At 70.0% G+C, this 13,997-nt stretch carries 12 protein-coding genes; 4 read left to right on the top strand and 8 right to left on the bottom strand.

Annotation, left to right across the window (positions count from 1 at the left end):
* Positions 1-47: 47 nt before the first annotated feature.
* The 4 genes from TY25_RS19530 to TY25_RS19545 form a co-directional block, all read right to left on the bottom strand.
* The gene (locus TY25_RS19530) at positions 48-1,274 is read right to left on the bottom strand and encodes a vWA domain-containing protein (RefSeq protein ID WP_042258217.1); all 1,227 of its coding nucleotides are present in this window, start codon (positions 1,272-1,274) and stop codon (positions 48-50) included.
* Positions 1,271-2,476, bottom strand: coding sequence for an AAA family ATPase (locus TY25_RS19535; RefSeq protein WP_042258218.1), 1,206 nt, complete (start codon positions 2,474-2,476; stop codon positions 1,271-1,273). Before TY25_RS19535 ends, TY25_RS19530 begins: the two co-directional genes overlap by 4 nt.
* 48 nt (positions 2,477-2,524) lie before the next feature.
* Positions 2,525-3,832, bottom strand: coding sequence for a hypothetical protein (locus tag TY25_RS19540; RefSeq protein ID WP_088606854.1), 1,308 nt, complete (start codon positions 3,830-3,832; stop codon positions 2,525-2,527).
* Between the two features lie 252 nt (positions 3,833-4,084).
* Positions 4,085-4,726 carry a TetR/AcrR family transcriptional regulator gene (locus tag TY25_RS19545; protein ID WP_042258221.1) on the bottom strand — a complete coding sequence of 214 codons (642 nt, stop codon included), beginning with the start codon at positions 4,724-4,726 and terminating at the stop codon, positions 4,085-4,087.
* A gap of 108 nt (positions 4,727-4,834) precedes the next feature.
* Here TY25_RS19545 and TY25_RS19550 point away from each other — a divergent pair, with 108 nt between their 5' ends.
* Positions 4,835-5,881: a medium chain dehydrogenase/reductase family protein gene (locus tag TY25_RS19550; protein WP_042258222.1), complete on the top strand. Its 1,047-nt coding sequence runs from the start codon at positions 4,835-4,837 to the stop codon at positions 5,879-5,881.
* A gap of 54 nt (positions 5,882-5,935) precedes the next feature.
* Positions 5,936-6,538: a hypothetical protein gene (locus TY25_RS19555; protein WP_042258223.1), complete on the top strand. Its 603-nt coding sequence runs from the start codon at positions 5,936-5,938 to the stop codon at positions 6,536-6,538.
* A 62-nt stretch (positions 6,539-6,600) separates the two neighbouring features.
* Here the strand turns inward: TY25_RS19555 and TY25_RS19560 are convergent, their stop codons facing one another.
* Positions 6,601-7,467: a response regulator gene (locus TY25_RS19560; protein ID WP_226887362.1), complete on the bottom strand. Its 867-nt coding sequence runs from the start codon at positions 7,465-7,467 to the stop codon at positions 6,601-6,603.
* A 39-nt stretch (positions 7,468-7,506) separates the two neighbouring features.
* Between TY25_RS19560 and TY25_RS19565 the strand changes: the two genes are divergently transcribed.
* Both TY25_RS19565 and TY25_RS19570 read left to right on the top strand, forming a co-directional pair.
* Positions 7,507-8,403 carry an NAD(P)H-binding protein gene (locus TY25_RS19565; protein ID WP_042258224.1) on the top strand — a complete coding sequence of 299 codons (897 nt, stop codon included), beginning with the start codon at positions 7,507-7,509 and terminating at the stop codon, positions 8,401-8,403.
* Positions 8,400-9,005 (top strand): CPBP family intramembrane glutamic endopeptidase, encoded by a 606-nt coding sequence (locus TY25_RS19570; protein WP_042258225.1) that lies wholly within the window; start codon positions 8,400-8,402, stop codon positions 9,003-9,005. The genes TY25_RS19565 and TY25_RS19570 overlap by 4 nt, the downstream gene beginning before the upstream one ends.
* Before the next feature lie 46 nt (positions 9,006-9,051).
* On the opposite strand, the gene TY25_RS19575 is transcribed toward TY25_RS19570, so the two are convergent.
* From TY25_RS19575 to asnB, 3 genes are all read right to left on the bottom strand, one after another.
* A complete protein-coding gene (locus TY25_RS19575; RefSeq protein ID WP_042258226.1) occupies positions 9,052-10,431 on the bottom strand; it encodes a cytochrome P450 in 1,380 nt (459 codons plus the stop codon).
* Positions 10,432-10,547: 116 nt separating this feature from the next.
* Complete coding sequence (locus TY25_RS19580) at positions 10,548-11,945, bottom strand: pyridoxal phosphate-dependent decarboxylase family protein (protein ID WP_052383073.1); 1,398 nt, start codon at positions 11,943-11,945, stop codon at positions 10,548-10,550.
* A gap of 23 nt (positions 11,946-11,968) precedes the next feature.
* The gene (gene asnB, locus TY25_RS19585) at positions 11,969-13,957 is read right to left on the bottom strand and encodes an asparagine synthase (glutamine-hydrolyzing) (protein ID WP_042258227.1); all 1,989 of its coding nucleotides are present in this window, start codon (positions 13,955-13,957) and stop codon (positions 11,969-11,971) included.
* Positions 13,958-13,997 lie beyond the last annotated feature (40 nt).

Raw genomic sequence — 13,997 nt, forward strand, 5'->3', positions numbered from 1 at the left:
GGCTTCACCCTTTACTCGGCCGAATCGACCGTGCCCACAACACATATTCAACCGATCTCGACCACGCGGGCCCAGTCCGGCGGAGCGTCCGGAACGTACTCGGCGTCGAATTCGCGGTAGGACCCGCCGAAGCCGCGACGGAACAGTCCGACGACCGTCCGGCACGGCGGACAGCTTGCAGGCCACGGGGTTTGACCGTCGGTGAGCACTACGACGACGTCGGGGCGCGGCCTGCTGTGCAGGGCGGTGGTGAAGCCGGTGCGCAGGTCGGTGCCGCCGCCACCGAGCAGCGGGATCTGTTCGGCGGCGCAGAGTGGGTGCACGATGGTGGCCGCGACATCGCAGGGCACCACGCTGACCAGATCGCGACGGCCACCCAGGGCGCGGCCGATGGCGGCGACTTCGAGCAGCGCGCTGCCCAATTCGGTGTCACTGACCGAAGCCGACGTGTCGATGAGCACCGCGACCCGCGGTGGGGTGCGACGCAGGCTCGGCAGCACGATGCCGGGCAGCGCGGCCGCCCGTCGCGCCGGTCGTCCGTAGGTGTAGTCCTCGCCCACACCCGGCGCGCGGACCGCACTGCGCACCGCCGCGCCCAGCAGATCTCGCCAGGGCTGTGGCGGATGCAAAGCCTCCTCGGCCCAGCGCCGCCATGCTCCGGACGCGTTGCCCGGCCGCCCGATGATGCCCTGGGCCACCTTGAATCGGATTGCGTTCGTTTCTTGTTCGCTCAGCCCGTCCGCTCCGTCGGGTCCGAGGTCCCATGCGCGCTCCGATCCGTCCGCGCCGCTGCCGCAGTCGAGCCACGCCATGCCGTCGGTGTGCGGCCCGAGCCGGAACTTGCCCAGATAGTCCTCCATGAGTTCGCCCGCGGGTAGCGCCAGAGTCGCGGGCAGTACCGCGCCTTCGGGCTGGATCAGACCGTCCCCGAACGCGTCGTCGTTGATCTCACAGTCCGCGGCGATGTTCATCCGCAACCGTTCGCCCGGCCCGGTGAGTTCGTGCAGCCGGGCGTACCGGTCACTGCGCCCGTGGTGGTCGCGCAGCAGATGCGACACCTCGTGCACCCACACGGCGGCCAATTCCGCGGTGTGGGTCTGGTCCACGAAGCGTGGTGAAACGTAACAACGCCAGTACCGATCGACGGCCATCGTCTGCACCTCGGCGGATGCCACGACGTGCAGCGCGAACAACGCGGTGGCGAGGTAGGGTCGCACCCGCGCGGCATGCAGTCGAGCGGCGAAGAGCTTCTCCCGGTCCAACGGTACGGTCATCGTCGCGCCGCCGCGGCATGATCCGCGCCCTGGGATACCGCGACCACTCCGGCGAGCTTTTCGATCGCGGCCGGCACCGTCCAGTCGCCCTGCCGCAGCGTGGCCAGGGTGGTCGCGGGCACGACGACCAGGTCGGGCGCACCGGTTTCCAAGGCGCGCACCAGGATTGCCCACGCGGCAGCCCACCGTGCTTGCTCGGGCCGCTTACGCACCGCCGCCACCACCCCGTCGAGCACCGCCTGCCGCAGATCGCCACGTTCGGGCAGCACGGCACCCGCCGGGTCGGCGAGCAGCGTTTCCGGGTCCGGCAGATCCATCCGGTCCAGACTCGCCAGCAGTTCGAAGCCCGGTCCGTCACCGACGGTGCCGCGCACGAGCTGGGAGAGCACGTCGCGGGAGGAACCCGCCGCGGTGGCAAAGGCGATGAGCCGCACCGTCATTTCCCAACTGCGCGGCGACGGCCACGGCCCGCCGCGACGCGTCTCGCTGCTGGGCAGTTGATGCACGAGGGCGGGTCGCGCCGCCAGCAGTACGCACACCGCGCGGCGGGCGAAGGCGACGGCCTCGCTCAGCCGCTCCGGCGCCAACCTGGGCAATACCGCGTGCGGCCAGACGCCGCCCAGACCACGCACGACGACATCGTGGTCGTGCGTCCATTGCAGGTGCACGAACCGATTCGCCAGGGGCGGGCCGAGTTCCCAGCCATCGGCCGCGGAGGAACGGGGATTGGCCGCCGCGACGATCCGCACGCCGGGCGGCAACTGCAGGGCGCCGATGCGCCGCTCCAGCACCAACCGGAGCAACGCGGCCTGCACCGCCGGTGGCGCAGTGGACAATTCGTCCAGGAACAACAGCCCGCGCCCGGCCCGGACCAGTCGCACGGCCCAGTCCGGCGGCGCCATCGGGACGCCGTCCACCGCGGGGTCGGCGCCGATGACCGGCAGACCCGAAAAGTCCGACGGCTCGTGCACACTCGCGATCACCGTGGTCAGTGGGAGGTCCAGATCGGCGGCGAGCTGGGTCAGCGCCGCGGTCTTGCCGATCCCCGGCTCGCCCCAGAGCAGCACCGGTAGGTCGGCGGCCACCGCCAAAGCCAGTGCCGCCAACTGATTGTCGGCACGCGGTTCGGTGGTCGATGCGCGGAGCAGGGTCAGCAGGTCTTCGGCGACGTCGAGTTGAGCGAGTGGACGAGTAGCAAGCATGGGTGATCACCTCGGGGAATCGGTGTGGCTGGAAGGAAAGTCGTCGAATCAGTGCAGCGTTGCGTTGCGCGGATGCGCGCGACGGTCGCGCCGCCGGGCCCGCCCGGTGGGGACGGGCTCCGAAGCGGCTTCGGACAGGCCGGACCGGAAGAGCCCGTAGGTGATTCGCCGCCGCGCGGCGGCTTCGAGTTCGTCGCGCAGTGCGCCGTCGCGCAGCAGCGCGTCGGCACCGAGCAGTCCCTCGACCAAGGCCAACGCGCCGGCGATATCGCCGTGGTGCAATCGTTCCCGGATGCCCGCTAGGCAGTCCGGTGCACGGTGTGCCACATCGATGGCCTGCAAGCACGGCAACGGCGTGCCCGACAGCGCAGCCAGCAGTTCCTCCCGCCGGAGTTCCACGGGGTCGTGGTCGAGCGCGGACAGGACACCGTCGACGAATCCGATGCGGTGCTGCTCGCCCCGGCAGGTCACGAGACGCGGTCCGGCCACGGCGTAAGGCTGCTGCACCGCGGAAGCGCCGCCGGGTACCAGTGCCGCCGCGACCAGCGGGTGCAGCCGCTGCGCCGTGATCGCACCGGCACGCAGCAGGGCCAGGTCGGGCAGCGTCCAGGTCGCGGCGTCGGGCAGTACCGGCAACGCGGAGACGCGGCCTGCCGGATAGCCCGGCTCGATCCGCACGGTGGGCGGTCCCCCGCCGTCGCCGCCGACCCGCAGAACCAATCGTCGCCGACCGCCCAGCCGTACGACGAACGCACTGCCGCAACACTTCTCGGCATCCAATAGCAGCCGCGCCTCGAGCGCCCAGGTCTCGACCGCACACCCACCGGACGGGGGCAACAGTGCGAGGAGTTCGGGATCGGGCCGGGCAGGCGGTTGCCCGGCCCCGCAGCGTGCCCACAACTCGTCGGTGCTACGCGCGTCCCAGAGGTGGCGGTGCAGATCCAGGCGATATCGGCGGTCCGGTCGAGGATGCGGATGCAGTTCCGCCGCAGCCGTTTTGGCGGAGCCGTCGGATAACGCCAGGCTGATCCGCTGGCCCGCGTCGGCCCAGGCGGGCGCGGTGCGAACCACGAGTTCGAGGCCCGGCGGGCTGCCGCGTTCTTGCCCTGCGGGCGCGTAGCGCGCGAGGGTGCTGGTCGACCCGGGCCGCAGCAGCCCATCCGGTGCGATCCGCGGTAGGTGCCAACGCAGCAGGTCCGGTGCCAGATATCGCAGGTCGGACCGGATCCGCGCGGCGAGTTCGCGACCGTGGGTCCGCGCCGTCGAGCGCAGGTCGAGATCGACATCGAAGCCTGCCGCGGCGCACGCGCCGGCCCAATCACCCTGCAGGCGACGAGCGGTGGCAGTCTCGATCATTCCTGGCGGCACGGCGAATTCACGTACGCGCGACCAGAAGGAGAGGCGGGAAAGGTCCCCATTCGCAGTATCGGTGGGCATCAGCGCTCACCGTGCACGAATGGAACCCCCAATCTTTCGACAGAATGAGTAGTCATCTCGACGAGCATATCCCCCGGCGTCCGCCCCGGCCACCCGAGTGCCCGGCAGCGGTGTCCATGCGCCCCGACCACCCTGCATCGCAACGCTTTTCGCCTAGGTGCCGAACCGTGCTCACGGAGTGGTCAAGTGCGCGAGGGTGATGACGAGACGTTCGACGATCTCGGCGGGCCAGGGGAACGAAGGGGCGACCGCACGCTGATGCGCGAGGCCGTGCAGCCCGAGCCACAGCGCCACCGCGTCCACGGCCGGGTCCGCGCTCCGAGCGTGGCCCGCGGCAACACAATCGGCGAGCGCAGCCGCGAGCAGTCGCAGGCTCGACTGCCCCAGGACCGCCATTTCGCCCTCGGAGACAGTGCCGTCGTCGCGGTCGGGCACCCAGCCGCCGCCGAACATGGTGCGGTAGCGCCCCGGACGCGCACAGGCGAACTCCAGATAGCCGAAACACACTGCGGCCAAACGATCCCGGGGCGAGTCCCCCGCGGCCCGCACCGCCGCCCGCAACTGCGCGTCCAACTGGGCGAAGGCATCGTGCACGACCGCGGGCATGATCGCCGATTGGCGCGGAAAGTGCCGATAGATCGAAGGCGCCGCGATCCCGGCCCGCCGCGCGACCGATCGCAGGGTCAGCGCGCTGCCGTCGCCCGTTTCGTCGAGCAGCGCGACGGCCGCCGCCACGATCTCGTCCCGCAGCCGCGCGCCCTCGCCCCGCGGGTTGCGCACGCGGGTGCGCGTCGCGCTGTCGTTCTCGTTCATGACCAAAACCTTACAGATCAAAACTTACAGCTGTTAGCCCTTGCGGAATCTCGCCTAACAGCCGTAGCCTTACATCCGTTAGCTCAACCGGATCGGATCGGACACACCATGAACAACAGCACCGCCACCATCACGGCGATCGTCCTGCCGGACAGGGTCGAGCCCGATGGCCTGCGGGTCACCACCCGCGATCTGCCGACACCCGCCGCCGGTCAGGTGGTCCTGGGCATGGAGGCGACCGGCGTCTCGTTCGCCGAACAGCAGATGCGCCGCGGCAAGTACTTCGACCAACCGCCGTTCCCCTTCGTGCCGGGCTACGACGTGGTCGGCACGGTCACCGCGACCGGCCCGGGCGTCGACACCGGCTTGATCGGCTGCCGCTTCGCCGCCGTCACCAAGGTCGGCGCCTGGGCCAGCGCCCTCGTGCTGGACGCCGCGGACCTGGTGCCCGTGCCGGACGGGGTGACCCCGGCCGCCGCCGAAACGGTGGTCGTCAACGGACTGACGGCCTGGCAACTGCTGCATCGGACGGCGCAGGTGCGCACCGGCGCAACGGTTGTCGTGCTCGGCGCGAACGGTGGTGTCGGCTCCACGCTCGTGCAACTGGCCCGGCAGGCCGGGATCACCGTGATCGGCACCGCCGCCCCGCGCCACCACGCCGCGCTGCGCGAGCAGGGCGTGACCACGGTCGACTACCGCGATCCGGACATGTACCGCCGGATCAGGGAGATCGCGCCGGACGGCGTCGACGCGGTCTTCGATCACGTCGGCGGGCCCACCGTGGTCGATTCGTGGCGGCTGCTGCGCCGCGGCGGCACGCTCGTCTCCTACGGCACCGCGGCGACGAAGAACGCGGACGGCAACCCGAAACTGCCCGTGCTGAAGCTGTTTCCGCGACTGCTGCTGTGGCACCTGTTGCCCAACGGCAAGAGCGCGCGCTTCTACAACCTCTGGGCGGGCCGGCGTCGCCTCGACGTGTTCCGCAGGCACCTGCGCGAGGACCTCACCCAGGTGTTCCGCCTGCTGGCCGAGGGCGCGCTCACCCCGCAGATCGCCGCGGAGTTCCCGCTGTCCGAGGCGGCGGCGGCGCTGACCCTCGCCGAATCACACACCGTCGCAGGCAAAGTCGTCATCGTGCCGGACGCGCCCCGCTGACCACCGCACTTCTCCCGTACCCCGATCCACACCCTTATCTCGGAGGCTCCTGTCATGACCACCGCACAACTCGCCGCCCCGCTCGCCCCCGCGCCCGTCCTCTCCCGCAGCGGCGACGTCGACAATCGGTCCACCTACGTGAGTTTCGGACTCGCCTACATCCTGGGGCACGGTGCCGCCGCGCTCTCCCGGGGCGACGATCCGCTGCTGGCCCTGCCCGCCTGGCTGCCACTCGCGCTGTTGGGCATGGGTTTCGCGGTCGGCACCGTCTGCGCCACCCGTGCCGCGCTCCGCGCCCAGCGTGGCGCCGCCAAACCCGACGTACTGACCGGGCAACTCCTCGGACTGTCCTGGGCGGTGGGCTTCGGGGCACTGTTCGTGGCCATCACCGGACTCACCACCACCGCGGGTCTGCCCGAGCTGCAATCGGTGCTGTGGCCGGCCGGCTCCGGGCTCGTCGTCGGCCTGCTGTACCTCGGCGAGGGCGCCGCACGCCGCAACGTGCTGCACTACGGCCTCGGCGCCTGGCTCGCCCTGGTCTCGACCGCCGCACTCTTCGTCGGCATGCCGGGCTTCTTCGCCGTCCTCGCGATCGCCGGCGGCGGCGGTTACGCCGTGGCCACCGCCCTCGAGTACCGCCGCCTCGCACTGCGCTGAACGACGAAATCCGCTCGCCCGCTACCGAATATGATCGGTGGCGGGCGTTGTCTTGTGCAGCCTCAGACCTGCGTGCCGGATTGCTGCGCCGCCGGACGCCACCGGCTCAGGTCCGCGGGCACGAGGCCCGCGCGTTCCGCGATCAGCGCGGCCTGCACCCGGGTGCGCACCTGCAATTTGCCGAAGATGATGCGCATCGCGTCCTTGACCGTGCCGATGCTCAGATGCAGGCGCGTACCGATGTCCGCGTTGGACAGGCCTGCGGCGATGAGCACGACGATATCGCGTTCCCGATCCGTCAACAGCCGCACCGTTTCCGGCGTGACCGCCGCGGCCGCGGCCAGATAACGCTCGACCACCACCTCGGTCACGGCCGGTGACAGCACCACCCCGCCGGCCGCCAGCACGCGGACCATCGCCCCCAGGCGCAGCGGGTCGGTGTCTTCGAGAATGAAGCCGGAAGCGCCGCGCCGGAGCGCGTCGGCGATGTAGTCGTCGGCGGCGAAGGTCGTCAACATGGCGACCGCCGGCGGATCGGGCGCCTCGATCAGCCGGGACAGCAAGTGCAAACCGTCGACCTCCGGCATCCGGATGTCCAGCAGCACCACCTGTGGCGCCGCCGCTCGGATCGCGTCCACGGCCGCCACACCCGAGCTGGTGAGGACGACCTCGATATCGTCCGTGGCGCCGAGGATCAGTGCGAAACCCGCGCGGACCAGCGCCTCGTCGTCGACGACGGCGACGCGAATCACGAGCACACCTGCATCGGCCCAGGTTGCCCGGCCCGCCCCCGCCGGGGTAGCGCGCAGCCGGGAAACCGGCCGTCCGGCACGGATGTTCCAGCCGATCGGCGGGGGTGTGCCCCCGATCGGCTGCGGCTCGGCGAGGCCGCGCCGCGGGCTCGAGTAGCCTGGCGGAGAACGGCTCACCACCCCGGCACCACCCACCGCGACGGAGAGGATGCGCCAATGACTGTGCTCGTCGCCGGATCGACCGGCTTCGTCGGGCAGCGACTGTGTCCCGAGCTGGCGGCGACCGGACGTGCCGTCCGCGCCATGACCCGGCATCCGGAGTCCTACCGCGGCAGCGGCACACCGATCGGCGGCGATGTCGCCGACCCCGATTCCTTGCGCGCCGCGCTGCACGACTGCGACGCCGCGTACTACCTGGTCCACTCGCTGGCCGAAGCCGATTTCCGGCGCCGCGATGCCGCGGCCGCCCGCAACTTCGGCCGCGCCGCCGCCGAGGCCGGGGTGCGCCGGATCATCTATCTCGGCGGACTCGGCGACGATACCGACGACTTGTCCGCGCACCTGCGCAGCCGCCGTGAGGTCGAGGGATTGCTGGGCGCTGCGGGCGTGCCGGTGACCACGCTGCGCGCGGGAATCATTGTCGGACACGGCGGTATCTCCTGGGAGATCACCCGGCAACTGGTCGAGCACCTGCCCGCGATGGTCACGCCGCGCTGGGTACGCACCCGGACGCAGCCGATCGCCGTCGACGACGTGGTGCGCTACCTGGTCGGGGTCTTGGCCAACCCCGAAACCACCGGACGCACCTTCGACATCGGCGGCCCCGACGTCCTCGAATATCTCGACATGCTCCGCCGGGTCGCCGAGATCGAAGGCCGGTCGCTGCTCGTGGTGCCGGTGCCGCTGCTCTCGCCGCGGATGTCCTCGCTGTGGCTGTCGCTGGTGACCGATGTCGACACCACCACGGGCCGCGCCCTGGTGGACTCGATGACCAACGAGGTGGTGGTGCGGGACAACAGCATTCGCGCACTGGTGCCGTTCGACCCGCTCGACTACGACGCCGCCGTCCTGCGCGCGCTCGGGGAACGCGCGAAAGCGGCACGCGCCGCATGAGTTCCGCCGGTCTGCTCGCCCGCCGTCGCCGGGTCGCGGCCGTCGCCCTAACGGGCACCGGCCTGCTCGGCGCCTCGTTCGCCGCCGAGCCCGATTCCGCGCGGTTCTACCGGCTCACCCTCGCCACCGCGGCGACCTGGACGCTGGGCGGTCGCACACCACGCGAAGGCGAGCGGCCCGCGCCCGTGCTCGCCCCCATCGCGCTCGGCGCGGCCACGTTCGCCGTCTTCTACGGCTGCGGCCTGGTCGCCCGGCGAATTCCCTTCCTGCGCAAGGCGATCACCGGCGTGCTGCGCTACGCCGAACGCGGACCCACGCCGCGGGTGCTGCTGATCACGCTGGCCAACGGCGCCGCCGAGGAGATCTTCTTCCGCGGTGCCGTCTACTCCGTCGCCGGACGCCATCCCGTTCTCGCCTCCACCGGCGTCTACGCCTGCACCACCGCCGCCACCCGCAATCCGGCACTGGTGCTCGCCTCGGTCCTGATGGGCACGCTGTTCGGTCTGCAACGCCGCGCCACCGGCGGCATCCAGGCGCCGATGCTCACCCACCTCACCTGGTCCACGCTCATGGTGCAGTATCTACCGCGCCTGTTCCGCTGACGGTCGCGTCGTGCGAATCAGCCACTGACGCAGTGGTTCCCGACCCTCAGACCAGTTGCCCCGGTTCCTCGGCTCGCGCGCTGCGCGGCGAGCGGGCGGTGGCGCGCATCCGCAGTCGCCGCGGTTCGGGGACCACGGCAAGTGTCGGCCGGATATCGGTACCGCGCAGGCTGCGCAAACGCCAGCGGGTAGCGATGGTGGCCAGCGCCAGGGTGGCCTCGGTCAGCGCGTACCGGTCCCCGATGCATTTGCGCGCGCCCGCCGCGAAGGCCAACTGCGCGTCGCGCGGCGGCTCGGGCCGGGCCGGATCGAAACGGTCGGGATCGAATCGCTCGGGGTCCGGATAGAGGTCGGGGCGGTGCTGGATCAGGTACGAGCTGAAGATCACCGTGCTGCCCGCAGGCAGCGGGTGACCGCCGAGCTCGGTGTCCTCGGTCACCGTGCGGGTCGACAACCAGGCCGGCGGACGCAAGCGCAGGGTTTCGGCGATGACCCGACCGGTGAACGGCAGGCGCGGCAGGTCTCCATGCCGCGCGGCGGCCCCCGCCAGGACGGCGTCGACCTCGGCGTGCAACCGGGCGGCGACCTCCGGATGCCGGTCGAGCTGGATCAACGCCCAGGCCAGCGCCGTCGCGGTGGTGTCGGTGCCCGCGAAGAAGAAGGTGAGCACCTGATCGACGATCTCGCCGTCGCTCAACTGCCCGCCGTCGTTGTCGCGGGCCATGACCAGGGCCGAACAGAGATCGCCGTGGTCGACGCCCTCGGCACGCCGGGCGGCGACCAGCTCACCGAGGATGGCGCGCGCCTCCTCGGCGGCCCGCAGGCAGGCGCGATTGCCCAGTACCGGCCAGCGGCGCACCCACTCCGGCATCATCGCCTGCCGGATCACGCCCGCGAAGACCACCTCCACGTCGTGCAACAGCCGCTGCTGGTCGGATTCCGGCATCGCCTGCCCGAACAGCGTCGCCGCGGTCACCTTGGCGGCGAGGGTGTGCAGTTGCGCTTTGACGTCGATTACCTCGCCGTCGCGCCAGGAATCGACCATCTCGGTGATCTGATAGGTCATCATCGGCGCGTATCCGGTGATCCGATCGGCGTGGAAGGCGGGCTGCAACAGCCGCCGCTGCCGCCGGTGCATCGCGTACGGACAGGTGGCCAGGCCGTGGCCGACCAGTTCGCGGCCGCGGTCGAATTGCGGGCCGCCCTTGTCGAAGATGCGGTCCTGCCGCAGCATCTGCTGGGTCAGCTCGGGGTCGCAGACCACCACGGCGGTGACCGGCCCGAGACCGATGCGGACCAGATCGCCGTGCGCGGGCAGCGACGCCATGAAGCCCAGCGGATCCCGCCGCAGCGACAGCAGGTGCCCCAGCACCGGCAATCGATGCGGCGCTGTCGCGACCCGCACGGTCGCGCCCTGCTCATCCATGACGTGTCTCCCTCCCGTACGAGAACGACCTGTCTACAGTGTCCGCCAACCCGGAGGCGGCCACAGCCACTTCGGCCAGACCGGGAGCACGAGATGCCATGTCCCACAGCGGAACATCACACGGCAGCGACCTTCGTGATCACCTCCAGGAGCTCGTGCAGCGTCTGCCGGTCGGTGGTCGGGGACATGAGCGAGGCCCGTAGGTACGGGCGACCGCCCAGCTGGAAGGACGACAAATAGAACCGGCCGTCCTGGATCAGCCGCGCCCGCAGCTCGAGCTGCCGGTCGCCGCACGGTTCGTAGCGGAAGCAGAGGATGTTGCTCTGCGGCCGATATGGCGCGGTGAAATCGGGCCGTTCCTGAATGAGCTCCCACAGCTCGGTGGCCAGACCGTACTGCCGCTCGACGTAGGAGCGCAACGATGCCTCACCGCGATAGGCCAGGGTGAGCAAGATCTTCAACCCGAGCGGTGCCTTCGAGGTCTCGAAGGTGTACTGCCCGGGATCGACGTCTTCGGCTTCGGGCCGGTACAGATAGCTCGCGTCCTGTTTGAACATCGTGTCCAGATAACGCTTTTCGCGGAACAGCACCCCGGTGCACAGGGCCGAGGTGCGCAGCATCTTGTGCCCGTCCCACACCGTGGAGTCCGCGCGTTCGAGGCCGGCGAGCAGACCGCGCAGCCGCGGCGAGAGCAGCGCGGCCGCACCGTGCGCGCCGTCCATGTGCAGCCACAGTCCGTTGGCCTCGCAGAACTGCGCCACCTCCGCGATCGGGTCGTACAGGCCCGTCCCGGTGGCGCAGCCGTTAGCCACCAGCGCGACGGGCCGCAGGCCCTGGGCGCGCACGTCGGCCAGCGCCGGGGCCAGCCCCGCCGGGTCGATGCGGCCCAGCGCGTCGGTGCGCAGCGGGTAGACGCCGTTCACCCCTAACCCCATGACAGCGGCCGCTTTTCGGACCGAGTAGTGACTCGTGGCGGGCGCCAGGATGACCAGATCGCCCGGCGTTCCCCGCTGCCACGCGGTCGCGTCGGCATGCGAACGCGCCGCGAGCAGCGCGGTCAGATTGCCCAGCGTGCCGCCGTTGGTGATGGCGCCGAGACCGGTCTCGCCCCAGCCGACGTGGTCGAGCATCCAGCGGCACACCGACCGGTCCACCGCCGCGGCGGCCGGTGCCAGCTCGTACACCAGCGGAATGTTGTTGGTCACCGCTTGCAGCAGGTCGGCGACCACACCGGGGGTATCCGAGGGCGCGATCTGATGCCCCATGTATCCCGGGTGGTGATGGCTGGCCGAGATATCGCTGTAGGTGGTGACGAAGGAAAGCAGTTCGGGCAGGGTCATGCCCCCTTCCTCCACCCACCGGCGCAGTTCGAGCCGCTTGGACACCGTGTCGATATCGGCCGCCGAGACGACCTCACCCGATCCGGCCCGGACGGATTCGACATGTGCGACAAGGGCTTCCAGGACCGCCGTCCCGACCTCTCGCACATCGTCGACCAGGTCGACATGGGACATGATGGATCCTCTCTTGGCTGGCGTCAGCGCGCGGCCGTGCCCACCGGGTCGTGGTCCCCGTCGATGTCGCGCATCATGATGCGGTCGATGTCGACCTCGGGCACCTGGAAGTCGTGGATCAGGAACTCCTCCATCAGCAGCACGCTGAGCAAGTGCACATAGGCGTCGCCGAACGGATACGGCACCCGCGGCGATTGTGATCCGGTCACCCGGTCGACGAGCCGGTCCACCGCCTCGGGCACCAGGAATCCGACCCGCTTGATCGTGGCCGGGCTCAGCACCGCGGCCACCCAGTCGTCACCGTCGGGCAGCAGCGCCTCCGCGCCGGGCAGTCGCATCCCGAACTTCGGCCGATTGACGATGCCGTGCGGCAGCCGATCGGAATAAGCCTCGCGCAGAATATGTTTCGCCCGCGCGCCGTTCAGCTTCCAGTCGACCGGCAGCGCCGCCGCGTACTCCACCACGTGCGAGTCCATGAACGGATAGCGCCCTTCGACGCCGTAACCCGTGCCGGCCCGATCACCCAGGCACGTCATCCCGTAGCCGATCAGGAACGTGTGCATGTCCACGAGCATCGATCGGTCGATCGCGGGCCGCTGATCGAAGTCGGGAAACTCGGTGCGCAACCGGCGCAGCAGCACCGCGTGGTCGTCGTAGACATCGCCGGACGCGGCGATGAGCTGGTCGACCGGTTCGGTTTCGAAGCGGCGCAGGTGCGCGCCGAGGGTGAAGTCACGGTCCGCGCGGTCGGCGTAGAAGCGAAGGATCGCGGCGGCGTTGGTGGCGTCGCTGTAGCGCATATCGTTCAGCGCCAGCTCCAGTTCCTCCGCCGCACCCGCGAAAGACCCACCGCGTAAACACCGTTCGAGGATCGTCGCCTCTTTGGCCACGTCGTAGCCGGCGAACAGTTCGTCGGCGCCCTCGCCGCCGAGAATGATGCGCACCCCGGCCAGCCCGACGTGCTCGGCCAGCACGCCGTAGGCCACCGGCGCGGTGAAATGCAACGGTTGCTCGCACTGCCGCACGACATGCGGGAACCGCTCCCGGACCTGTGCGCGCGACACCGGTATCCGGGTGTGTTTACTGCCCAGCCGGTCCACCATGGCCTGCTGGTACGGCGACTCGTCCACCGGACTGTCCGCCGCGTCGATGGAGAACGTGGTGAGCGGCTCCCCGATCAGCTCGCTCATCACCGAGGAGATGACGGCCGAGTCGATACCGCCGCTGATGTAGGTGCCCAGCGGATAGTCGCCGCGCAGTCGCAGCCGCACCGAGTCCCGGATCACCTCCCGCAGTCCGCTTTTCGCCTCCTCGAAGGACTTCGGCGGTGCGATGGCATCCTGACGCGCGATGCCGTGGTAGTACTTCGACAGCTCCGCCTGCCCGTCCCGGACGGTGAGGATGTGTCCCGGCGGGATCGCGTCGATGCCGGTGAAACAGGTCTCGCCGGGGACCGGGCTCCAGTACCGCATCGCGCGCCGCACCTTGTCCGCGGCCAGCTCGCGCGGCACCCGCGGAAACGCGAACAGTCCCTTGATCTCGGACGCGAAATAGAAGGTGCCGTCCTGCTCGGTGTAGAACATCGGCCGCTCACCGAAGCGGTCCCGGCCCAGGATCAGGGTCCGTTCCCACCTGTCGTAGAACACGAAGCCGTATTGGCCGTTCAATCGGGAAAGCGCGTCGAGGCCCCAATAGGCGAAGGAATGCAGCAGCACCTCGGTATCGGAGTTCGTCCGGAAACGAACGCCGTAACCCTCCAGTTCGCTGCGCAGTTCGAGATAGTTGAACACCTCGCCGTTGAATCCGGCGATGTATCGCTGGTCCGGCGTGACCATGGGCTGCTGGCCGAGCCTGGGGTCGATGACCGAGAGCCGGACGGTGCCGAGGGTGAAATCGGTGCTGTCGTAGAGGCCCACTTCGTCCGGACCGCGATGCGCGATCGCCCGAATCCCCCGCCGCACCAAGTCCAGCCGCTGGTCTTTTCGTAATCCGCTGTCAATGAATCCGACCACACCACACACGGGTATCTCCTACTTCCTGACGATCGAAAAG

The organism is Nocardia brasiliensis NBRC 14402, from assembly GCF_000308475.2.
In the GTDB taxonomy this organism is placed as follows: Bacteria; Actinomycetota; Actinomycetes; order Mycobacteriales; family Mycobacteriaceae; genus Nocardia; species Nocardia brasiliensis.

Bases quoted from the DNA above. Each gene is read 5' to 3' on its own strand.
- TY25_RS19545 (WP_042258221.1), bottom strand. From the start codon at position 4,726: ATGAACGAGAACGACAGCGCGACGCGCACCCGCGTGCGCAACCCGCGG.
- TY25_RS19570 (WP_042258225.1), top strand. From the start codon at position 8,400: ATGAGTTCCGCCGGTCTGCTCGCCCGCCGTCGCCGGGTCGCGGCCGTC.
- TY25_RS19565 (WP_042258224.1), top strand. From the start codon at position 7,507: ATGACTGTGCTCGTCGCCGGATCGACCGGCTTCGTCGGGCAGCGACTG.
- TY25_RS19580 (WP_052383073.1), bottom strand. From the start codon at position 11,945: ATGTCCCATGTCGACCTGGTCGACGATGTGCGAGAGGTCGGGACGGCG.
- TY25_RS19540 (WP_088606854.1), bottom strand. From the start codon at position 3,832: ATGATCGAGACTGCCACCGCTCGTCGCCTGCAGGGTGATTGGGCCGGC.
- TY25_RS19550 (WP_042258222.1), top strand. From the start codon at position 4,835: ATGAACAACAGCACCGCCACCATCACGGCGATCGTCCTGCCGGACAGG.
- TY25_RS19555 (WP_042258223.1), top strand. From the start codon at position 5,936: ATGACCACCGCACAACTCGCCGCCCCGCTCGCCCCCGCGCCCGTCCTC.
- TY25_RS19575 (WP_042258226.1), bottom strand. From the start codon at position 10,431: ATGGATGAGCAGGGCGCGACCGTGCGGGTCGCGACAGCGCCGCATCGA.
- TY25_RS19535 (WP_042258218.1), bottom strand. From the start codon at position 2,476: ATGCTTGCTACTCGTCCACTCGCTCAACTCGACGTCGCCGAAGACCTG.
- TY25_RS19530 (WP_042258217.1), bottom strand. From the start codon at position 1,274: ATGACCGTACCGTTGGACCGGGAGAAGCTCTTCGCCGCTCGACTGCAT.